Source organism: Streptomyces sp. NBC_01454, from assembly GCF_036227565.1.
Lineage (GTDB): Bacteria > Actinomycetota > Actinomycetes > Streptomycetales > Streptomycetaceae > Streptomyces.
The window spans coordinates 667,029-686,436 of the sequence record NZ_CP109460.1; the positions used below are offsets into that span (position 1 = coordinate 667,029).

The following is a 19,408-nucleotide window of genomic DNA, read 5'->3' on the forward strand; positions in this document are numbered from 1 at the left end:
CCGGTCCCGGCCCGCGCGGCCGTATCCCGGTTACCAGATCGCGTCGACCCACTCCGGGTGGTCGACGAACGGGTTCCGGTTGTGCTGGTACTTGTCGAATATCACCTGGTTGCGGTGCTTCTCGAAGGAGTCCGGCGGGTCCTGCTTGCTCCACTGCTTCAGGACGGAGAGCTTGCCGATGTGCGGCGCGGTGCCGTTGTCGACCTTGTCGTTGGGCTCCAGGTCCGGGAATCCGTCGCCGCCGTCGTAGCGGACGGCCATGTAGAGGATCATGCGGGCGACATCGCCCTTGACCGCGTCACGGGGCTCGAAGGAGTCGTCGTCGGTGAAATTGCCCGGCGCCCCGGGAACCGCCTCACCGCCCTTGTCGAAGTCCTTGTCGCCACGGGCTCCGTTGACGGAGACCTCGGCCGGGCGCAGATGGTGGAGGTCGGTGCCGGGGCCGGTGTCGGTACCGAAGTCGCCGTGGGACTTCGCCCAGACGTGTTCGCGGTTCCAGTCGTCCGCGCCGCCGCCGTGGGCGTCCTTGCTCGCCGAGCGGCCGGAGTACAGCAGAATCACGTTCGCGCTGTTCGCCGGGTCCTGGTCGGTGTCCTTGAGGGCGTCCCAGACCTCGTCATACGTCAGTTTTCCGGTCTGGGTGGTGCTGATGATCCGGTGCAGTGAATCCTTGAGCGCCTGGCCGGTCTTGCCGAGGGCGTCCTTGTAGTACGTCTCGTCGTCCGCGCGAAGGGCACGGGACGGGTGCGAAGCGAGGGGCGCGGCAGCGGTGGGCCGGTGTACGGCTTCAGTGGCCGTCGCACTGGCCGGGATCTGTGCGACCACCGCCGTCACTACCGTGCCGATGGCGAGAGCCAGTCCGATACGGGCGCGACGGGTCACGCGAGTGGTGTCCACGAAGGGTGTCCTCTCCCCGAATTGTGGCGTCGAGTCGCGAAATGTGGGGGCGCGACCCGCGCCGGCCGCTGGGAAACACGGCCGCAGGCAGCCTTCCATCACGGGAATCAGCACGGCGTGAACAGTGGGAGAGGGTTATGTGCCCACTCCGTGACAATCACTGAATTCCCCCGAAACCCCGGAAACCCCGGAAACACAGCACCTTTGCCGCTACCCCGTCAGGAGCGTATGGGCCAGGCGGTGTTCGGCCCGGAACACTCCGTACCGCTGCCCGGAGAGGGAAAGCGGCGGGCGCACGGAAACCCGCTCGGGACCTCCTCGTGCGGGAGGAAAGGCACTGCCGGGCGGGCGGGTTGGCGTCCCGCGCCGGCCGCTTTCAGGAATGCGGTTTGTCCCACACCAGTGCATAGCGCCACAGCAGATGGCGGCGGAAGCGGCTGCCCGGCAGCATGTCCCGCGCCGCGCGCCGGATCTCACCCCAGGTCATGTCCGCGTCCTCCATCGGCATGCCCGACGGTGCGGACGTGCCGCCGTGGCGCCGGGCGAGGAGCCAGGCGGCGGGCACGCCCGCGCCGCTGATGAGCCAGTCCAGCGGCGTCCGGGTGCGCGCCAGGCCGATGACGACGAGGCGTCCGCCGGGTGCGAGCAGGGCGGCCATGCGGCGGACCGCGGCCGTGAACTCCAGGTGATGGAGGACGGCCACGGCGGAGAGGAAGTCGTACCCGCCCGGAAGGCCCTCGTCCGCCGTCATGAAATCCGCCTCGACAAACGCGGCGTTCGGGGACCGGGCACCGGCCTCGCGGGCCAGCCGGATCATCGCCGGCGAGCGGTCCACCCCGGTCACCTCGGGAACCCGCCGCGCGAGTTTGCGGGCCAGCAGGCCGTCGCCGCATCCGATGTCCAGCGCCCGGGCGCAGCCGTCCGGCACGGCACCGAGCACGAGCCGGTGATAGTGCACATTGTGATTCCAGTACGGGTTCGGGAGTTCTTCCGGGCTCGGCATGCGGCCACGGTAACGAGGCAACCGGCGCACTTTGGCCTTATCGGGTGAACTCACTCCCGGCTTGCAACCGGACGGGCCCGGCCCGGCTTCCGAAGAACTGACACGTTGTTCACCGAATGCCCCGAATCCCGGAAACTCCCCGGAATCCCCTGATCCCGTCGAACCGTTTCGCACCCCTCGCACCCTTCGACTGACCCCGTCGAAGCCCTCGACCGACCCTTTCGATCCCCCGAACCCTTCGGACCGTGAGTTGTGGAGGCCCTCATGTCGCAGTTCCGCCCCACTCCCCCGCCGTACGGTGCCACGCCGGGCTATGTGCTCGCTCCCCCGCGCCCCGAGGAGCGTCTCGGTACGCCGGCGGCCGCGCAGCAGTGCCCGTCCGCGTACTCCGCAGACCCCGTTCTCCCGCCGCCCCGCCCGGAGGACCGGCTGCACTTCGGGCCGCTGCTCCCGCCGGACCGGCCGCCGGCTCCCCCGCGCCCCGCGGAGCAGCGGCAGGGGCCGGTGGCCATGCCCGACCGGCGGCGGCAGGAGCTCCAGGCCGCGCTGAGCGCGGCGGGCGTCGCTCCGGCGGACGCCGACCTGGCCGCACTGGCGGAGATCGCGAGCCTCGGCGACACCACGGTCGTCGCCGTCATCGGCTGGCTCGGGGCCGCCGCCCGGGCGTCCTGGCCGCGGGCGGTGTGACGAAGGGCGCCGCCCCCGTCAGCGCAGACCGGGCAGGCTGCGCAGCTCGGCGATCTTCAGCATGCGGGCCAGGAGCACGAAGACCAGCGCCATGGTGAGAGCGCCGGCGGCCAGGGCCGGCACGGAGGTCCAGCCCGCCGGGACGGGCACACCGGAGCAGGTGTGGGCCACGAGCCGGCCCAGCACGCCGGCCGCGGCCGCGGCGAGCGCCAACTTGCCGTAGGTGCGGCACAGCCGCCGGCCGTCGAGGCGGCCGGCGAGCCGGCGGCGCAGCAGCACCGCGGTGAGCAGCAGCCCCGTTCCGTAGGCGACGGCGTAGGCCGCGGCCATCCCGATGACCGCCCAACGGGTGGGCAGCCACAGGTGGCAGGCCGCGGCCAGGCCGATGTTGACGACGGCGATGCACAGCGCCGCCCAGAACGGCGTACGGGTGTCCTCGAACGCGTAGAAGCCGCGCAGCAGCAGGTACTGGGCGGAGAACGGGATCAGACCGAGCCCGAAGGCCTGGAGCATCTGCCCGGCGGGCACGGCCGACGCCGCGTCCCCGGCACCGTGCGCGAAGAGGAGTTGGGCGGTCTGCGGGCCGAGCGCGACGAAGAAGAAGGCCGCCGGGACGATGAGGACCCCGCTGATCCGCAGCCCGCGGGAGAGATCGGCGCGCAGGTCGTCCAGGCGGCGTTCGGCGACCGCCCGGCTCATCCGTGGCAGCAGCGCGGTCACCAGCGAGACGGTGACGATCGACTGCGGCAGCAGCCAGATGCCCTGGGTGTAGTTGTAGGCGGTGTAACCGACGCCCCCGGTGGGACTTTGCTGGTCGGCGGCGCCGGCGAAGTGGGTGACGACGGTCATCGCGGCCAGGTTGGCGAGCACCAGCAGCAGCGTCCACCGGGCGGCCCCGATGCTCTTGCGCAGACCGCTGCCGCGCCAGTCGAAGCGCGGCCGGAAGCGGAAGCCGGCGGCCCGCACGAAGGGGATCAGGGCCAGTCCCTGTACGGCGATCCCGCCCGTGGTGACGATGCCCAGGAAATCGACCTGGTCCGGGGTGATGTCCTCGATCCGGTCCGGGCCCGCCAGCAGGCCGACGTAGAGGCCGAACATCGTGATCAGCACGACGTTGTTGAGCACCGGTGTCCACATCATCGCGCCGAACTTGTTCCGGGCGTTGAGGACTTGGCCGAGGATGAAGAACAGGCCGTAGAAGAAGATCTGCGGCAGCAGAAAGCGGGCGAAGGCCACGGTGAGTTCGAAGGCGGCATGGTTCTTGGGGGTGTCGCTCGTGTAGACGGCGACGATCTGCGGCGCGGCCCAGACCGACAGCACGGTACCGACCGCGAGGACGCTCAGGACCAGGGTGACCAGGCGCTGTTCATAGGCGCGGCCGCCGTCCGGGTGCTCGGTCCTGGCCCGGACCAGCTGCGGCACCAGCACCGAGTTGAGCGCGCCGCCGATCATCAGCGTGTAGATGCTCATCGGGATGACGTTGGCCATGTTGTACGTGGTGGCGAGCAGTCCGGTACCGAGTGCGCCGGCCTGCAGCATCACGCGGATCAGCCCGGTGGCCCGGGAGGCCACGGTCCCCAGCGCCATCAGGAGCGAGGAGCGCCGCAGCCCCGCGCCCGTGTCCGCGTCCTCCCTGGTAGCCGTGTCCTCCCCGGTGTCCGCGTCCTGCGCTCCGCCGGGCGCCGGCCGGCCGCCGGATATCTCTTCGCCCGCCGAGCGGTCCCCCGAGCGGTCCGGCAGACGCAGCGGCAGTGTGTCGTGCGGTGGATGTGGTGTGTGTGACGTCCCGTCCAGCATTCCGTCAATCTACGGGGAACCACGGGCGGGCCCTGGGCCCCGGCCGCCGGGAGGCGGGCCGCGCACGGGACTACGTCACGGCGGGCAGCGGGCGGGCGCGGTCCGGGTCGAGGAGCGGGGCGAGCAGATCGCCGTGGCGGCCGAGGCGGGGAGCGATCTCACCGAAGAGAAAGGTGAGTTGCCGGGGATCGGTGCAGCCGGCGATCTCGTCCCAGGTGACCGGGGCGGAGACGGTGGGGGTGTCGCGGGCCCGCAGGGTGTAGGCGGCCGCGGTGGTCTTGGCGGCGGCGTTCTGGGAGAAGTCGAGGAAGACCTTGCCGGGGCGCAGCGTCTTGGTCATCTTGTGCACGACCAGCTCCGGGAGGGCCGCCGCCGCCTCGACGGCGAGCGCCTTGGCGTAGGCGGTGGTCCGCTCGGCCGGGGTGGGCTCGACGGGCACGAGAAGGTGCAGGCCCTTGGCCCCGCTGGTCTTGGCGTGGACGTCCAGACCGTCGGCCGCCAGCCGGTCGTGCAGCCACCGGGCCGCGATGCAGCACTCCACGACGGTGGCCGGGGCTCCGGGGTCGAGGTCGAGGACGAGCCGGTCGGCGATGCCCGGTGCCCGGGACGTCCACTGCGGGGTGTGCAGCTCGACGACCAGGTTCGCGGCCCAGACGAGCGAGGGGAGGTCCTGCAGCAGGACCTGGCGGGTGGGCCCGGACGTCGAATGGGGGACCTCGCACGTCTTCACCCAGGAGGGTGTGCCGGGCGGCACGTTCTTGGTGAAAAAGCGCTGGCCGTCCGGCCCGTCGGGGTAGCGCAGGAAGGACAGCGGCCGATCGCGGAGGTGGCTGAGCAGCGGCTCTGCGGTGGTGGTGCAGTAGTGCAGCACCTCACCCTTGGTGGTGCCGGTCCCCGGATAGAGGACCTTGTCCAGGTTGGTCAGGGAGAGGCGCCGCCCCTCCACGACCGTGATCGGCGACATACCATGAGAATCCCACACAAGGGATGAAAGATGCGTTCTATCTGGAATGGATCGATATCGTTTGGCCTGGTCACCATCCCGGTGAAGACCTACAGCGCCACCGACCGCACCTCGTCGGTCTCCTTCGTGCGCATTCACGAGAAGGACGGTGCGCCGGTCCAGTACCGGAAGATCTGTGAGCTGGACGGCGAGGAGGTCCCGAACGAGGAGGTCGGCAAGGGCTATCAGCCGCCCGGCGACGACACCATCGTGCCGATCACCGACGACGACCTGTCCCGGCTGCCGATGCCGACCGCCAAAACGCTCTCGATCCTGTCGTTCGTCGACCCCACCGGGATCGATCCGCTCCAGATGGACAAGTCCTACTACCTGGCGCCCAACGGAGCGGCCGCCGCCAAGCCGTACACGCTGCTGCGGGAGGCGCTGGAGCACCACCGCAAGGTCGCGATCGGCAAGGTGGCGATGCGGGGGCGGGAGTCGCTGGCGATGCTGCGGGCGCACGACGGGGCGCTGGTGATGCATCAGCTGCTGTGGCCGGATCAGATCCGGCCCGCCACCGACGTGGTGCCCGACGACGTCGAGATCCGCGAGAACGAGATGACGCTGGCCGAGACCCTGATGGACTCCCTGGGCGAGCTGGATCCCGCCGAACTCCACGACGACTACCGCGAGGCCGTCGAGGAGCTGGTCGCCGCCAAGCTGGAGGGCGAGGAGCCGGCCGCCCCCGCCTCCGCCGCGTCCGGTGGCCAGGTCATCGATCTGACGGCGGCCCTGGAGAAGAGCGTGCAGGCGGCACGGGGCGGGGGCGGCGACACGACGTCGGAGCCGGCCTCCGTGACGCCCCTGCGGGGACGGAAGGCCGCGAAGAAGCGCACGGCGGGCTCGGGCGCCGCCAAGAAGAGCGGGACGACGAAGCAGGCCACGGCCCGCGAGACCGGCGCGACCGCCACGAAGAAGGCCCCCGCGAAGAAGACGGCGGCGGCGGCGGCGAAATCCTCGACCGCGCCGAAGGCCGCCGCGGGGCGGTCCACGGCCTCCCGCGGCACCGCGGCCGGCAGTTCCAAGAAGGCCGCGTCGAAAAGCACCGCAAAGACCGCAAAGAAAGCCGCCACCACGTCGGCCACCAAGAAGGCCACTGCCAAGAAGACCGGGGCCAAGACGTCGCGCCGGCGGTCGCCCGCCTGAAGAAGGTCCGGCGGATCTCGTTTGCTCTCGTCCTCTCCTCCTCGCTTAGATGCCTGTGGTCAACGTCGGCGGTCCGGTCCGGCGAGGGGGGGCGGCGGGTATGGCGGGCAGGCGGGCGCTGGGGCGTCAATTCGGGTGGTTGTGGGCGGCGTATGCGGTCAGCGCGTACGGCTCGGGGTTCGGCTTCGGCGCGTTGCCCCTGATCGCGGTGCTGGTACTGCACTGCGGCCCGGCCCAGGTGGCGGCGCTGGCCGCCACGGGACGGGCCGTGGGAGCACTGGTCGCGGTGCCGCTCGGCCCCTGGGTGGAGTTCCGTCGCAAGCGGCCGGTCATGGTGGCGATGGATCTGACCCGCTGCGTGGCATTGCTGAGTGTCCCCGCCGCGTTCGCGCTCGGCCTGCTCAGCTTCGCCCAGCTCCTCCTCGTCTCGGTGGTCACCGCCGCGGCCGACATCGCGTTCAAGGCGGCCGGCGGCGCGTACCTCAAGGCGCTCGTGCCGCCGGCGGACCTGCTCGTCGCGAACGGCCGGTTCGAGTCCACGACCTGGACCTCGACCACGGTCGGACCGCCGCTCGGCGGGGCCGCGATCGGACTGTTCGGCCCGGTGACGACCGTGGTGGCCGACGCGGTCAGCTATCTGCTCTCGGCGCTGGGCATCCGCGCCATCGGCGGGACGGAACCGCTCCCCGCGCGGACCGGTGCGGCACGGCTGCGCGCAGGCGACCTGCTGGCGGGCTGGCGCCACATCCTCAGCCACCCCGCGCTGCGCCCGCTGTTCGTCAACTCGATCGTGGTCAACGGCCTGATCATGGCCTCCCAACCGCTGCTCGCCGTACTGCTGCTGGGCCGCCTGGGATTCGCGCCCTGGCAGTACGGTCTCGCCTTCGCGGCCCCCTGCGTCGGCGGACTGATCGGCTCACGCCTGGCGCACCCCCTCGCGACGCGGTTCGGCCGGCACCGGGTACTGCGCACCTCCGGGGCGCTGCGCGCGTGCTGGCCGCTCGGCCTGGCGTTCGTCCAGCCCGGCGTCCCCGGGCTCGTCGTGATCATCGTCGTCCAACTCGGCGTGGTGACCTGCTGCGGCGTGTTCAACCCGCTGCTGGCGACGGCCCGGCTCGACCACACCGCCCCCGACCGGGTGGCGCGCACCCTGGCCGCGTGGTCGATCAGCAGCAGCGCCGCCATCGCGGCCGTGACCGCCCTCTGGGGTCTGCTGGCCGCCGTCACCGGCCTCCGTACCGCGATCGCCGCCGCCGGCGTCCTCCTCCTGGCCACCCCGCTGCTGCTCCCGCGCCGCGAGAACGTGTCCCGGGACGAGCTCACCGACACCGGAGTCCAAGAAGCCGTCGATCCCGTCTGAGGCGGAGCTTTCGTGCAGGGGCCGGCAGCATCGGGGCCGTCGGGCCGACTCCCGCATGGGCACCCGTTCTAGAGTCTGGGTATGGCTTCAGACGAGGGGACCACCCGCATCGACAGCTGGATCTGGTCCGTACGGCTCACCAAGACGCGCTCGCTGGCCGCGGCGGCGTGCCGCGCCGGACACGTCCGGGTCAACGGGGAACGGGTGAAGCCGGCGCACGGTGTGCACAACGGCGACGAGGTGCGGCTGCGGCACGCGGGCCGGGAGCGGATCGTGGTGGTCGCGCGGCTGGTGCGCAAGCGGGTGGGCGCGGCCATCGCCGCGGAGTGCTACGTCGACAACTCCCCACCGGCCCCGCCGCGCGAGGAGGTTGCGGTGATCGCACACCGCGACCGCGGCGCCGGACGCCCCACCAAACGCGAACGCCGCGAGATCGACGAGCTGCGCGGCCGCTGAGGGCCGGGTCCGCGGAACACCGGGCTCCGGCCGCCGGGCGACCGGGCCCCGCGGCCCCCGTTCCTAGCCCGGCGGCAGGGCGTCGAGATAGACCCACCGGCCGGCCTCGCGGACGAAGCGGCTGTGCTCGTACTGGCTGTCGGCGTGGCCGTGCAGGGTGTAGTGCGCGCGGAATTCCACGGTGCCTTCGGTGTGGAAGGCGCTGCCGCCGCTCGTGCCGAGGATGTCCAGTCCGGTCCACCGCTGTGCCGGGTCGAGGTCCAGAACGGCCGGCCGGGTCGTCGGGTGCCAGGTGCGCAGCAGATATCCGGTGTCACCGACGGCGAAGGCGCTGTACCGCGAGCGCATCAGGCGCTCCGCGGTCGGGGCGGTGGCGCGTCCCTGGTGGAAGGCGGCGCAGCAGTCGCCGTAGGTCGCGGCGCGTCCGCAGGGGCAGGGCGAGGCGGGGGCGGCGGGAGCCGGGCGGCGGGGCGTGTTCTTCGGTTTCGGCACCCCACGATTGTGCCGGGTCGGCCGGGACGGTCCACGACACGCCGGGCATCCGTCGAAGCGGACCACGCGAAAGCTGCGCCCATTTAGGGAATTTCAACGATAAATCACCCATTTGCAGCTTTTCGTGGCTTGATACGTGCTGTGAGGCTGGAAGAACTCATGGTGACCGTCCCCACCACCCAGGAGAGAACCCCCCATGATTCTGTCCATTTCCGGCGTCGTCCTGCTCGGTGTCATCGTCTTCCTCTTCTTCCGCAAAGACGGCCTGAAGTTGTCCCACGCGCTGGTCTCCGCGCTCTTCGGGTTCTACCTCGCCAGCTCCGCCATCGCGCCCAGCATCAAGGCCGGCGGGGCGAGCCTGGCCAACCTCCTCGGGGGGATCAAGATCTAGGCCCGTCCGGCGCTCCCGCCCGGAATTCCCGCCCGGAGTCCCCGTCCGGCGCCACCCCACCGGTCCGCCCGGACGGGCCGCGCCCGCTCCGTCCGGGCGGCTCCGCGTGCCGCACGTTCCCCGGCTCGCCGCCCACGCCGAGCCCCGACGACCACCGCACGAGCAACAGGAGAAGACGTGGCCCGGCGCCCCCTGCCCCGCATCCTGACCAGCGGCCAGCCCCTGACCCGCATGGCCAACAGCGCCTCCCTCGCCCGCAGCCGCGAACTGGCGCGCACCGCCGCCGAGAGCGCCTCCGACGTGTTCCACCCGCTGATCATCATCGGCCGGGGGCTGCGCCGGCTGGGCGCGGCCGGGCGTGGACGCTGGGTCGCCACGCCCCGGGAGCACCGCGGCCCGATGGCCTTCTTCATCGGGGCGTGCGTACTGGTCGTGTGCCTGGTGCCGTACGGGCCGCTGCTCGCCCTGATCACGCTGATGGGCGCGGGCGCCTGGGCGGGGCGGGAGCGCACGCCCGTGGAGACCGGCCCCGGCGAGGCCGCGACCGAGCGGCTGCGGGCGCTGTACGAGGCCCTGGTGCCGTACCTCTCCGTGGACGGTGACCCCAGTCCCCTGTACGCGCCCGACGGCGACTGGGAGCGGGCCTTCCCCGAGTACGCCTTCGACGACGGCGGGCGGCTCGAACGGCTCCAGCTGAAGTACCCGGCGTACTTCACCGACGGCGAGGACGGGGCCCGGACCCGCATCGAGCAGGTGCTGTACGCCAAGGCCGGCCGCGGCCGGGAGTACCACTTCGCCTGGGACGAGCTGGCCAATCAGCTCACCCTGACCGCCCTGGGCCCGCTGCCCACCGACATCGCCACCCAGCGCTTCGTCACCTCGCCGGGCGAGCTGGTGCTCGGGTTCACCGACCCGGACTTCGTCCAGCGGACCCTCCCGGTCACCGCCGGGGAGGAGACCCGGGACGCGCCGCCGGTCGTCTGGCGTACCGGTCCGCGCTCCACCGAACCGCATCTGCTCGCCCTGGGGCAGCCGGGGACGGGCAGCACGACGCTGCTGCGCTCGCTCGCGCTCCAGGCGCTGCAGCATGGTGATGTGCTGGTCATCGACGGCGGCGGCACCGGCGAGTACGGGTGTCTGGCCGGGCGCCGTGGCGTCCTGGGGGTGGAGAGCGGGCTGGCGGGGGCGCTGGCGACGCTGGAGTGGGCCGCCCATGAGACCGAGCGGCGGCTGATCGCGGCGAACCGGGCGCGGCAGGCCGGCCGGCCCGCGCCGGAGGACACCCGCCGGCCGCTGTGGATCATCGCGGACCGTCCCACCGCGCTGGCCCATATCGCGGCCGCGGAGGGCCGGGACGATCCGCAGCAGTGGCTCGAGGTGCCGCTGCGGCACGGCCGGGCCGCCCAGATCACGGTGGTCGTGGCCGAGCAGTTCGAGAGCGCCGAGCTGCTGAGCGAACCGGTGCGGGCGCACACCAAGGCACGGGTGGTCCTCGGCCCCGCCACGGCGGAGGAGGTACGGGCGGTGCTCGGGGCGCCGCCGCACACCACTCCGGTCGCGCAGGTGCCGCCGGGGCGCGGCTATGCGCGCCTGGGCACCGCTCCCGTGCTGCGGCTCCAGGTGCCGGCCACCCCCGACCCGCTCGACGACGCCACCGGTCAGGCGCACCGGAAGGCCGTCCTGGCACTGCTGCCGGAGCGGACGGTCCCGGCCGATGGCGCAGACCCCGCCGAGCCGGTGGACGGAAAGCAGCCCGAGGACGGCCGCCCGGCGGGCGGCGACCGCACGGTGGGAGCGGGCCGCAAGCCGGTGGACATCCGCAAGGTGGACGCCCGTACGTCCGCGGGCGCCGGCACCGCGGAACCGGCGGGCGGGTCCGCCGCGGCCGAGGGGACGCCGCGGGACGGGGAGGCCGGGGGCGCCGGCGAACCGGTGGGCGCCGCCGCGCCCGCGGCACACGGCAAGGGCGGCGAGCCCCGGGTGGTCAACGGGTCGGCGGACGCGTCCCGGGCGGAGGGCTGAGGCTCAGCCGCCCGGGCGGTCCCCAGGGCGTCAGGCCACGAAGGCGTGCCGCGTCTCGGTGTCCACCGGCGCACCCGTCGCGACCAGCCGCGCGGCGCCGGCCAGCCGGACCGCGGCCTCGTCCGCGACGGCGCCGCTGACCGTGAACGGCAGTCGCACGAACCCCTCGAAGGCCCCGTCGACACCGAACCGCGGGCCGGAGGGCACCCGCACCCCGAGCCGCTCCCCCGCCTCGGCGATCCTGGAACCGGAGAGTCCGCCGGTGCGCGCCCAGAGCGTGAGCCCGCCGTGCGGCACGCTGAACTCCCAGTCGGGGAGGTGCCGTTGGAGGGCCCCGACGATCGCGTCGCGGTTCTCACGGGCCTGTTCACGACGGATCTCGACGGCCGCTTCCCAGCCGCCGCCCTTCAGGAGCGAGGCGATGGCGAGCTGCTCGAGGACCGGTGAGCCCAGGTCGGAGTAGGCGCGGGCGGCAACCAGACTGCGGATGACGTCGGGAGCGGCACGCACCCAGCCGATCCGCATCCCCGCCCAGAACGCTTTGCTCGCCGAGCCGACGGTGATCACCGCGCTGCCCCCGGGGTCGAAGGAGCAGACCGGGCGCGGCGGCTCGGGGTCCTCGTCCAGCTGGAGTTCGGTCATGGTCTCGTCGACGACGAGCAGCGTGCCGGCCGACTTGGCGGCGTCGACCAGGCGGCGGCGCTGGTCGTCGGTGGCGAGGGTGCCGGTGGGATTGTGGAAGTCGGCGACGACATAGGCCATCCGGGGCGCGGCATCGCGCATCACCTGGCGCCAGACGGGGAGGTCCCAGCCGGCCAGCCGCTCGCCGAGGGCGACCGGGACGAGCCGGGCGCCGGCGTCCCGCATCAGCTGGAGGATGTTGGCGTACGACGGGGAGTCGACGGCCACCCGCTCGCCGGGGCTCGTACACAGCCGGCAGATCGCGGCCACGGCGCCCATCGCGCCCGTGGTCACCATGATCTGTTCCGGCATGGTGGGGATTCCGCGGGCGGTGTAGCGGTCGGCGAGGGCCTGGCGCAGGACCGGCAGACCGGCCGGGTAGTCGCCGTGGGTGTGGGCGTAGAGCGGAAGGTCGTCCATCGCGCCCTGGACGGCGCGGGTGAGCCAGGGCTCGGGGGCCGGGAGGGCGGCGCAGCCGAGGTCGATCATGGATCCGGCGGCCTCCGGGGGCAGCGGTTCCAGGCCGCGGGTGGGCAGCGGATTGCCCGCCGGGACGGCCGTCCAACTGCCCGAGCCGCGCCGGGACTCCAGGAACCCCTCGGCACGCAGCGCTTCGTAGGCGGCGGCGACGGTGGTGCGGCTGACGCCGAAGGCGGCGGCCAGTTCCCGTTCGGCGGGCAGGCGGGCGGCGACCGGTATCCGGCCTTCCAGTACGAGCAGGCGCACCCGGTCGGCGAGGCTGCGGTAGGCGGGCAACCGGCGCCCGCCGGCCGCGAGTTGGGCGTCGCACGGGTCCTGTGACCGGAGCAGCCGGGCGAGTTGGGGTGCGCCTACCGCTGAAGTCCACTGAGCCACAAAGATCAGTCCACCTTCCCCGAATTGGCTCTACTTCCCGAGCCCGGACACGCCACATGGTGTCATGCGTCGGTCCAATTCTGCCAGGAGGGGGAAAAGCCATGTCCACGCCCAGAGGGTCCGGTCCGGGGAGGGCGCCGGTGACGCGTCGGCTCGTCCAGCTGTACACGGGGCTGACGCTGTACGGCGTGAGCATGGGGCTGATGGTCCGCGCGGACCTGGGCCTGGAGCCGTGGAGCGTACTCAATCAGGGCATATCCCGGCACACGGGGCTGTCGATCGGCACGGTCACCATCGTGTCCGGCGCGCTGATCCTGCTGCTGTGGATCCCGCTGCGACAGCGTCCCGGGCTGGGCACGGTGTCCAACGTGGTGATCCTCGGGCTGATGATGGACGCGACGGTGGCCGTGACACCGGAGCTGTCGGCACTGGGTGCGCGCATCCCGCTGCTGGCCTTCGCCGTCCTCCTCAACGGCGCCGCGACCGGCCTCTACATCTCGGCCCGCTACGGCCCGGGGCCGCGCGACGGACTGATGACCGGGCTGCATCAGCGCACCGGGCGCCCGGTGCGGCTCGTGCGGACCTGCATCGAGGTCACGGTGCTCGCGGTCGGCTTTCTGCTCGGCGGGGCCCTCGGGGTCGGCACGGCGGTCTACGCACTGGCCATCGGGCCGCTGGCGCAGTTCTTCCTCCGCCGCTTCGCGATCAGCGGCCTGCCCGGGGAGCCGTCCCCGGTGGTGGCCCGCTCAGGGACGTCACCCGAGCGCGCCATACTGCCCGAGTGACCTCAGCGATACGCCCCCGCCACGCCTATCTCGACCACCCCGCGCCGCTGCCCTTCGCCCACCGCGGCGGGGCGGCCGACGGACTGGAGAACACCGCCGCCGCCTTCCGGCGCGCGGTCGCCCTCGGCTACCGCTATCTGGAGACCGATGTGCACGCCACATCGGACGGACACCTCGTCGCCTTCCACGACGCCACCCTCGACCGCGTCACCGACTCCCGGGGCGCGATCGGGGCGCTCCCCTGGCAGGCGGTGCGCCGGGCCCGGATCGCCGGCCGGGAGCCGCTGCCGCTGTTCGAGGAGCTCCTGGCGGAGTTCCCCGACGCGCGCTGGAACGTCGACCTCAAGGCCGAGGCCGCGCTGGAGCCACTGCTCGAGCTGCTGCGCCGCACCCATGCCTGGGACCGGGTGTGCGTCGGCTCGTTCTCGGAGGCCCGGGTGGCACGGGCGCAGCGGCTGGCCGGCCGCCCGCTGGCGACCTCGCTGGGCACCCGTGGCGTGGCCGGCCTGCGGCTGCGCTCGTACGGCCGCGGCCGCCTGCCGCTGGACCGGCTGCTGGGCGCGGCGGTACGGCGCAGCGCGGTCTGCGTCCAGGTCCCCGAGCGGCAGTGGGGCATCCCGGTCGTCGATCCGCTGTTCCTGCGCGCCGCGCACGCCCTGGGCATGCAGGTCCACGTGTGGACGGTCAATGACGCGGACCGGATGACCGCCCTGCTCGACCTGGGCGTGGATGGCATCATGACCGATCACATCGAGACGCTGCGGACGGTGCTGACCGAGCGGGGGTGCTGGCACCAGCAGCTCTAGGGAAACGAGCAATTCCCGCCCTCTGAGAAGATGTCACATTCTCGCAGATCCACGCAGGATCGCGCGTCGAGTTGCCGTGATCATCTCCCACTCGTCTCCCATCTCTCGCCTTGAGACATGAAAAAGCCGGCCCCGGGCCACCCACTTGGGAGGTGGGATGGCGACCCGGGGCCGGCGATGGGCCCGCCCCTCAACGCCGTCGGCGGAAGGGGACGGAAGCGTGCGGCAGTCATCGACGCCAGGTGGACACCAACGGGCGTGGGCGGCACTGAAGGCCGACTGGCACGTCAGGACCAATGAGCACACACACTGCTGGCACTGATTGTAGACGGCAGCCACCTTGATATATCAAGTGGACGGGGCGATTCCTACCCTGGCGATCTCGCCCAACACGTGATCGCTAAGGGGCTCCGATGGAGGCTGCGCACCGACGCGTTGCAGCCGACCTCGCAGAGCAGATCACCGCCGGCCTCTGGACACCTGGCGACCAACTCCCCTCCCGGGCCGCGTTAGCCCGCCACTACGGGGTTCACGAGCAGACCGTGCGATTGGCGATGGTCCTCCTCCGATCGCGTGGACTGATCGAGGGGGAGCAGCGAAACCGGCTCCGGGTGGCGCATCCTCCAGTCATGCGCGCCCTCATTCGCCCCGATGTCGACTGGCCGCACGATGTCGAGGTCGCCGATAGCAGCCCCTGTCGCGCCACGGACGAACTCGCCGAGCGCCTCGACGTCGAGCCGGGCACCGCGCTGCAGCGGCAGGTCGTCGAATGCCTTGACCCGGGCGGTCGATCAGCCATGCTCGTCACCACCTGGTGGCCCGGCCGACGCAGGCCGCACCACGACTACGTCGCCGAGCTCGACGTCATCGCACTCGACGCCGACCAGGCACACGCGCTCGGACTAACCGTCGACACCGCCGCCTACAGACTGCTCCGCACCCGCATTGACACAGCCGGACGCCCGGTCGAGACCGCGGATCTCATCCTGCCGATGGACCGCTGGACGATCCGGCTCTAACGCGCCAGCGCCCCGCTCCGGGCGCTGTTCCGGGGCGGGGCGGGGAGTGCAGCGCTACCAGCATGAGCGCACACAGTGAATGTGATCCTTCAACGATACGGCTGGCCACTGACAATCTCGGGGCACTCCGGGGCTAGACTCGAACACATGAGCGAGTTGCCGCCGGATCTGCCCCGCCTCCGCACCCTGGAGACCTGGCTGCAGCTCGCCCTCGACCAGATCCGGCAGGCCATCACCGTTGCCGAGCAGCGGGAAGCCCAGCAGCAGCGGGCCGTCCCACCCCCGCCCCCGGACTGGGTAGTCCAGCTCAGCATCGGCGCCGACGCCCACCCCGTCGCAGTACACATCGGCGGATGCGGAACCGCCGGGCAGCGTGCCCGGCCCATCAGCCGCGAGCAGGCGATCCGTGCGCTCACGGACGGACTGGAGGCCTGCGGGCTCTGCCGCCCGGACACGGAACTCGGCATCCTCTGATGCGCCCCGCGGCATGACGAAGCAGGCTGGAGGGATGCGGGACCACGCCCCGATCGTCGTACACCCGGTGTCCGCCACCGGCGGCCGGCGAGTCACCGTGCGCGGGCAGATCCTCGGGCTCGCCTACGACGACCTCGACCTCGTCGAATTCCTGCGGCGGGCCGGTGTCGATGAACCCGAGGCCATCCTTGACGATCCGACGTGGGTCGAATGGCGCGGCGGGATGCCGCACGACTGGGGCGACACCTGACAACAGAAGGCCCCGCAGCGACGGGGGATGCGCGGCGGGGCCCGGGAACAGTGTGGCAGGTGGCGGGCCGCTAGGTGGCGAACGCGGATTCCAGCACGGCCGCGATCCCCTCGTCGTAGCCGTCGCGCACCGGCACCAAATCCTTGCGGGAAGCAGACTTCGTGATGCCGAAGTACGCCTCCAGGTGCTGCACTGGCGCCCCGTCCTCCAATACGGCGCCCATCGCCGAGCGGCGGAGGTCGTGCGCGCGGACATCCAGCTCGGCAGCACGCATCGCCGCAGCGAACAGCGTCACACGCTTGACGCCCTGCAAGCCGACCAGCAGTGGCTCGCCCGGATCGGCGTCCTGCCCTTCGAGGTAGGCATCGACGGCAGCCGCCGCGGACGGGGCGATGCGGATGATCCGCGGGTGGCGCACGCCATCAACGTGTAGTCGCCGCTCCCCCAGCACGTAGTCCCGCACCCGCAACTCTGAGACCTCCTGTGGACGGAGGCCGGCCAGCAGCATCAGCGCGGCGCTGGCGTGCACCAGCGGATCGTCGCGGGTGGCGGCCAGAACAGCCCGGCCTTCGGCGCTGGTGAGGGTCGGCCACTGAAGGAGCGGCGGCGATCCCTTCCGGTCCACCCACGCCTGTGCCACCTCGCGGCTCTCGAACTGCGCACCTCGCATGACGCTCCTCCCGCCGGTGTGTGGCCACATCATCCCGCGCCGACCGCCGGTACGGGGGCGGAACAGTGGAGCGCCCCGGTCTCTCCAGCCGGGGATGCGGGCACCTCCTCGCCGCGCTCCAAGTCGGGAGGTAGCGCATAACGTCCTATGGGTTATGCGCTACCACATCCCGCCCCCGCCCCACGGGGAGCCGTACTGCTCTTCCACCTGAAGCATGGCCGTCGGAGGGTGGCCCCGGTACGCGGCGAACGCGGCTGCGTCTGAGAACGCCTCGGCTGTGTTGCATTGGGTGCACAGCAGCCCACGAACCAAGCCAGTTCGGTGGCAGTGATCTACCAGCAGGGTCCGGCCAGCTGAACTACACATGGCGCATTCCCCTACCTGCCAGAGACGGAGAGCCGCCGTGGCCGACAGGTGCGACGGGACCGGCCCGCTCGGCACGGCCCACACGTGGCACGAGGGGATTCCTTCTCGGTCCAGCATCTCCGCCTCGGCGAAGGTGGGGCGCTTGGGCGTTGCCTGGCCCAGCCATTTGCGCTCCGCTGCGCGCTGGCGACTCGCCTCCGCCATGGCCCACGCGAGTTCCGCCAGCCTCTCCTCGTCGGTCGCGTGCTCGAAGCAGGGGCCACCTCGCCGCATGCACGGCTTCCCGTTGGCCTTGTGGCGGCCGCACCGTCGGATCTCACTCACAGTCCGATGTCCTCCGATGCGGCGTCTGTCCACTTGTCGGCTTCGCGGATGTAGCCCCAGAAGGCGGGGCTGTTGGCGGCGTGCCCGGACTGGGCGCGGATCTTCTCTTCGCGCTTCCCGGCGCGGCGGCTGGTGGTGATGAATCCGGCCCGCATCGAGTGGCCGGTGAGGCGGACGGCGAGCCCGGCGCGTTCGGCGTTGCGGGCGATGATCTCGCGGACGGCTTCTGGGGAGAGGTGGCGGTCGCCGAGCTGGCCCCAGGCGGTGATGGGTAGGAAGGCGGACCCGCTGGTGATGCCTGCTGCGGCGCGCCAGGTGAGCCAGGCGCGGACGGGGCAGGTGTCGGGGTTGCGGCCGTAGCTGACGACGACATCCCGCGGCGGCCGGCCCTTCACGGCGGGAACGTGAACTTCGAGGCCCTGGCTGACGTGGACGATGGACTCGGTTCGCAGTGCGGCGACCTCGGCGGAGCGGCCAGCGATACCGAAGGCCATGAGCCAGAGGGCGCGGTCGCGGAGGCCGGTGAGTCCGTCGGCGACGGCGGCGTTCATCTGCCGTAGCTGCTCGGGCGTGGCGGCGGCTGCCTTGCCGCGACCGCGCGCCGTGCGCTCGGGGTCGTTCTTCAACGGCTTGAGTGCTTGCCGGGCGGCGACGGTCGCGGCCTTCGGCACCTCGACGCCGTGTTCGTTCCGGGCGGTGACGGTGACGCCGGTAATCCTGCGGTCGATGCTGTTGGGGGCCGCGAGCTTGATGGCGTCGAGCCAGACGACGAACCCGACGAGCGTGCCCTTCGTGACGGCGGTCAACGGCAGCGGCTGGCCGGTTCGTTCGGCGAGCCAGCCGTGGAACTCTTCCCAGAGGGCCCAGTCGTTGGCGTAGCCGCGCTTCGTGTTGTGGGGGCGGATGGCGTCGAGGTGCTTCTCGGCTGCCTCTTCCATGGCAGCCAGGACGGCGAGCGTCGCAGCGTCATAGGCGGCGGGACTGGCGTCCGGCTGATGCGGGATGAGGTCGGTCACGTGCTCTCCAATCAGATACGGTACGGGCGACGCCCCGGCTGCTTTCCTCAGCCGGGGCGTCGTCACGGTCGGGACGGCTTGCAAGGCTCAAGCGGCCGAAGCTTTCGAGGTTGAGATCTCGCTGGCTTCGTCGCGGGCCTCGCGGGCGACCTCCCGCACCGTCCCCATGACCTTTGTGGCCTTCTCCATCGACACGTCGATGTCACCGCGCTCGGCCTGCACCACCTTGTAGATCGCCGCGTACATCTCGCAGATCATGAGCCGTCCGGCGGCCATCGTGCGAGCTGTGAAGTTGCTTGCGAGCGCGTGCTTCTCGCGAGCCTCGGCAATCTTGCCCGCGTAGTACAGCGTCTGGTCCTTGCTGTAGTTCTCCCGGACGGTCCTCTCCGCCAGGGCCAGTCCCTGGCGGATGGTCTGGTTGACCGTGGCTCGGCTGATCAGACCTTCGCGGGCGTAGGCGTTCAGAACGTCGCGAGCCGCACGCTCCGCCGGGTCCATCTTTCGCGTCATTTCGACCTCCCTGCTAGTCGCTAGTTTCTGTACCTACAGAATTCTCTTGATTGCACCCCTTGTCAAGTCGTTGCGCCAGATGGATGCTAGTTTCTGTACCTACAAACCCGAGGGGGAGAGATGGCCAGGCCAGCCACCGGCAAGACGCCGCTGCGGAACATCCGCGTGCCCGACGAGCTCTGGAGTGCCGCCATGACGGAGGCGAAGGAGGAGGGGCGCTCGCTGACCGACGTCATCGTCAGCAACCTGCACCGCTATGTGAATCGACGGCGGCGCGAACGAGGCACCCTCGGCGGGGAGATGGGGGGCGAGACCGCTTCCCGAGGGTCGAACAATCATTCCAAGTGACGCCCGCGATATGGCATGTTATCGGGGCTGGCATTCAAGTGGCGGGGTCG

At 71.6% G+C, this 19,408-nt stretch carries 22 protein-coding genes and 1 pseudogene; 13 read left to right on the forward strand and 10 right to left on the reverse strand.

Annotated elements, in window-relative coordinates:
* Positions 1-30: 30 nt before the first annotated feature.
* Positions 31-897: an endonuclease I family protein gene (locus OIU81_RS02565; RefSeq protein ID WP_329143345.1), complete on the reverse strand. Its 867-nt coding sequence runs from the start codon at positions 895-897 to the stop codon at positions 31-33.
* Between the two features lie 376 nt (positions 898-1,273).
* Complete coding sequence (locus tag OIU81_RS02570; RefSeq protein WP_329143347.1) at positions 1,274-1,900, reverse strand: class I SAM-dependent methyltransferase; 627 nt, start codon at positions 1,898-1,900, stop codon at positions 1,274-1,276.
* Positions 1,901-2,164: 264 nt separating this feature from the next.
* Between OIU81_RS02570 and OIU81_RS02575 the strand changes: the two genes are divergently transcribed.
* On the forward strand, positions 2,165-2,587 hold the full coding sequence (locus OIU81_RS02575; RefSeq protein ID WP_329143349.1) for a hypothetical protein: 423 nt from the start codon (positions 2,165-2,167) through the stop codon (positions 2,585-2,587).
* Between the two features lie 18 nt (positions 2,588-2,605).
* Here the strand turns inward: OIU81_RS02575 and murJ are convergent, their stop codons facing one another.
* Positions 2,606-4,384, reverse strand: a complete 1,779-nt coding sequence (gene murJ, locus OIU81_RS02580; RefSeq protein ID WP_329143351.1) for a murein biosynthesis integral membrane protein MurJ — start codon at positions 4,382-4,384, stop codon at positions 2,606-2,608.
* A gap of 70 nt (positions 4,385-4,454) precedes the next feature.
* Positions 4,455-5,348 carry a non-homologous end-joining DNA ligase gene (gene ligD / locus OIU81_RS02585; RefSeq protein WP_329143352.1) on the reverse strand — a complete coding sequence of 298 codons (894 nt, stop codon included), beginning with the start codon at positions 5,346-5,348 and terminating at the stop codon, positions 4,455-4,457.
* A 30-nt stretch (positions 5,349-5,378) separates the two neighbouring features.
* Between ligD and ku the strand changes: the two genes are divergently transcribed.
* The 3 genes from ku to OIU81_RS02600 all read left to right on the forward strand — a co-directional run bounded on the left by ku (position 5,379) and on the right by OIU81_RS02600 (position 8,349).
* Complete coding sequence (gene ku / locus OIU81_RS02590) at positions 5,379-6,533, forward strand: non-homologous end joining protein Ku (protein ID WP_329143354.1); 1,155 nt, start codon at positions 5,379-5,381, stop codon at positions 6,531-6,533.
* A gap of 100 nt (positions 6,534-6,633) precedes the next feature.
* Positions 6,634-7,893: an MFS transporter gene (locus OIU81_RS02595; protein WP_329143356.1), complete on the forward strand. Its 1,260-nt coding sequence runs from the start codon at positions 6,634-6,636 to the stop codon at positions 7,891-7,893.
* A gap of 81 nt (positions 7,894-7,974) precedes the next feature.
* Positions 7,975-8,349: an RNA-binding S4 domain-containing protein gene (locus OIU81_RS02600; RefSeq protein ID WP_329143358.1), complete on the forward strand. Its 375-nt coding sequence runs from the start codon at positions 7,975-7,977 to the stop codon at positions 8,347-8,349.
* Between the two features lie 63 nt (positions 8,350-8,412).
* Here the strand turns inward: OIU81_RS02600 and OIU81_RS02605 are convergent, their stop codons facing one another.
* The gene (locus tag OIU81_RS02605) at positions 8,413-8,841 is read right to left on the reverse strand and encodes a YchJ family protein (RefSeq protein WP_329143360.1); all 429 of its coding nucleotides are present in this window, start codon (positions 8,839-8,841) and stop codon (positions 8,413-8,415) included.
* Positions 8,842-9,037: 196 nt separating this feature from the next.
* On the opposite strand from OIU81_RS02605, the gene OIU81_RS02610 reads away from it, so the two are divergent.
* Entirely contained in the window at positions 9,038-9,232 is a 195-nt protein-coding gene (locus OIU81_RS02610; RefSeq protein ID WP_006601706.1) for a hypothetical protein, read from the forward strand.
* Positions 9,233-9,409: 177 nt separating this feature from the next.
* The gene (locus OIU81_RS02615) at positions 9,410-11,254 is read left to right on the forward strand and encodes a hypothetical protein (protein WP_329143363.1); all 1,845 of its coding nucleotides are present in this window, start codon (positions 9,410-9,412) and stop codon (positions 11,252-11,254) included.
* 30 nt (positions 11,255-11,284) lie between these two features.
* Here OIU81_RS02615 and OIU81_RS02620 read toward each other — a convergent pair whose 3' ends face one another.
* Positions 11,285-12,790, reverse strand: a complete 1,506-nt coding sequence (locus OIU81_RS02620; protein WP_329143365.1) for an SCO1417 family MocR-like transcription factor — start codon at positions 12,788-12,790, stop codon at positions 11,285-11,287.
* Positions 12,791-12,891: 101 nt separating this feature from the next.
* On the opposite strand from OIU81_RS02620, the gene yczE reads away from it, so the two are divergent.
* The 6 genes and pseudogenes from yczE to OIU81_RS02645 all read left to right on the forward strand — a co-directional run bounded on the left by yczE (position 12,892) and on the right by OIU81_RS02645 (position 16,124).
* Complete coding sequence (yczE, locus tag OIU81_RS02625) at positions 12,892-13,575, forward strand: membrane protein YczE (protein WP_329143367.1); 684 nt, start codon at positions 12,892-12,894, stop codon at positions 13,573-13,575.
* A gap of 8 nt (positions 13,576-13,583) precedes the next feature.
* A complete protein-coding gene (locus OIU81_RS02630) occupies positions 13,584-14,381 on the forward strand; it encodes a glycerophosphodiester phosphodiesterase (protein ID WP_329331696.1) in 798 nt (265 codons plus the stop codon).
* Positions 14,382-14,794: 413 nt separating this feature from the next.
* Positions 14,795-14,983, forward strand: a pseudogene (locus OIU81_RS42210) (GntR family transcriptional regulator); the annotation flags it as partial.
* A 27-nt stretch (positions 14,984-15,010) separates the two neighbouring features.
* Positions 15,011-15,400: a hypothetical protein gene (locus OIU81_RS02635; RefSeq protein ID WP_329330697.1), complete on the forward strand. Its 390-nt coding sequence runs from the start codon at positions 15,011-15,013 to the stop codon at positions 15,398-15,400.
* 147 nt (positions 15,401-15,547) lie between these two features.
* Positions 15,548-15,874 carry a DUF6233 domain-containing protein gene (locus OIU81_RS02640; RefSeq protein ID WP_329330698.1) on the forward strand — a complete coding sequence of 109 codons (327 nt, stop codon included), beginning with the start codon at positions 15,548-15,550 and terminating at the stop codon, positions 15,872-15,874.
* Positions 15,875-15,887: 13 nt separating this feature from the next.
* Positions 15,888-16,124, forward strand: a complete 237-nt coding sequence (locus tag OIU81_RS02645) for a hypothetical protein (RefSeq protein WP_329330700.1) — start codon at positions 15,888-15,890, stop codon at positions 16,122-16,124.
* 70 nt (positions 16,125-16,194) lie between these two features.
* Here OIU81_RS02645 and OIU81_RS02650 read toward each other — a convergent pair whose 3' ends face one another.
* The 4 genes from OIU81_RS02650 to OIU81_RS02660 form a co-directional block, all read right to left on the reverse strand.
* Positions 16,195-16,794, reverse strand: a complete 600-nt coding sequence (locus OIU81_RS02650; RefSeq protein ID WP_329330702.1) for a tyrosine-type recombinase/integrase — start codon at positions 16,792-16,794, stop codon at positions 16,195-16,197.
* 159 nt (positions 16,795-16,953) lie between these two features.
* Complete coding sequence (locus tag OIU81_RS42215; protein WP_443074891.1) at positions 16,954-17,433, reverse strand: endonuclease domain-containing protein; 480 nt, start codon at positions 17,431-17,433, stop codon at positions 16,954-16,956.
* 47 nt (positions 17,434-17,480) lie between these two features.
* Positions 17,481-18,500 carry a tyrosine-type recombinase/integrase gene (locus OIU81_RS02655; RefSeq protein WP_329330704.1) on the reverse strand — a complete coding sequence of 340 codons (1,020 nt, stop codon included), beginning with the start codon at positions 18,498-18,500 and terminating at the stop codon, positions 17,481-17,483.
* An 87-nt stretch (positions 18,501-18,587) separates the two neighbouring features.
* Positions 18,588-19,010 (reverse strand): hypothetical protein, encoded by a 423-nt coding sequence (locus tag OIU81_RS02660; RefSeq protein WP_329330705.1) that lies wholly within the window; start codon positions 19,008-19,010, stop codon positions 18,588-18,590.
* Positions 19,011-19,130: 120 nt separating this feature from the next.
* On the opposite strand from OIU81_RS02660, the gene OIU81_RS02665 reads away from it, so the two are divergent.
* On the forward strand, positions 19,131-19,358 hold the full coding sequence (locus OIU81_RS02665) for a hypothetical protein (protein WP_329330707.1): 228 nt from the start codon (positions 19,131-19,133) through the stop codon (positions 19,356-19,358).
* Positions 19,359-19,408 lie beyond the last annotated feature (50 nt).

Excerpts from the sequence above, each read along its gene's own strand:
- OIU81_RS02570 (WP_329143347.1), bottom strand. The coding sequence starts at position 1,900 with ATGCCGAGCCCGGAAGAACTCCCGAACCCGTACTGGAATCACAATGTG.
- OIU81_RS02575 (WP_329143349.1), top strand. The coding sequence starts at position 2,165 with ATGTCGCAGTTCCGCCCCACTCCCCCGCCGTACGGTGCCACGCCGGGC.
- murJ (WP_329143351.1), bottom strand. The coding sequence starts at position 4,384 with ATGCTGGACGGGACGTCACACACACCACATCCACCGCACGACACACTG.
- ligD (WP_329143352.1), bottom strand. The coding sequence starts at position 5,348 with ATGTCGCCGATCACGGTCGTGGAGGGGCGGCGCCTCTCCCTGACCAAC.
- ku (WP_329143354.1), top strand. The coding sequence starts at position 5,379 with ATGCGTTCTATCTGGAATGGATCGATATCGTTTGGCCTGGTCACCATC.
- OIU81_RS02595 (WP_329143356.1), top strand. The coding sequence starts at position 6,634 with ATGGCGGGCAGGCGGGCGCTGGGGCGTCAATTCGGGTGGTTGTGGGCG.
- OIU81_RS02600 (WP_329143358.1), top strand. The coding sequence starts at position 7,975 with ATGGCTTCAGACGAGGGGACCACCCGCATCGACAGCTGGATCTGGTCC.
- OIU81_RS02610 (WP_006601706.1), top strand. The coding sequence starts at position 9,038 with ATGATTCTGTCCATTTCCGGCGTCGTCCTGCTCGGTGTCATCGTCTTC.
- yczE (WP_329143367.1), top strand. The coding sequence starts at position 12,892 with ATGTCCACGCCCAGAGGGTCCGGTCCGGGGAGGGCGCCGGTGACGCGT.
- OIU81_RS02635 (WP_329330697.1), top strand. The coding sequence starts at position 15,011 with ATGCGCGCCCTCATTCGCCCCGATGTCGACTGGCCGCACGATGTCGAG.
- OIU81_RS02640 (WP_329330698.1), top strand. The coding sequence starts at position 15,548 with ATGAGCGAGTTGCCGCCGGATCTGCCCCGCCTCCGCACCCTGGAGACC.
- OIU81_RS02645 (WP_329330700.1), top strand. The coding sequence starts at position 15,888 with ATGACGAAGCAGGCTGGAGGGATGCGGGACCACGCCCCGATCGTCGTA.
- OIU81_RS02650 (WP_329330702.1), bottom strand. The coding sequence starts at position 16,794 with ATGCGAGGTGCGCAGTTCGAGAGCCGCGAGGTGGCACAGGCGTGGGTG.
- OIU81_RS42215 (WP_443074891.1), bottom strand. The coding sequence starts at position 17,433 with ATGCGGCGAGGTGGCCCCTGCTTCGAGCACGCGACCGACGAGGAGAGG.
- OIU81_RS02660 (WP_329330705.1), bottom strand. The coding sequence starts at position 19,010 with ATGACGCGAAAGATGGACCCGGCGGAGCGTGCGGCTCGCGACGTTCTG.
- OIU81_RS02665 (WP_329330707.1), top strand. The coding sequence starts at position 19,131 with ATGGCCAGGCCAGCCACCGGCAAGACGCCGCTGCGGAACATCCGCGTG.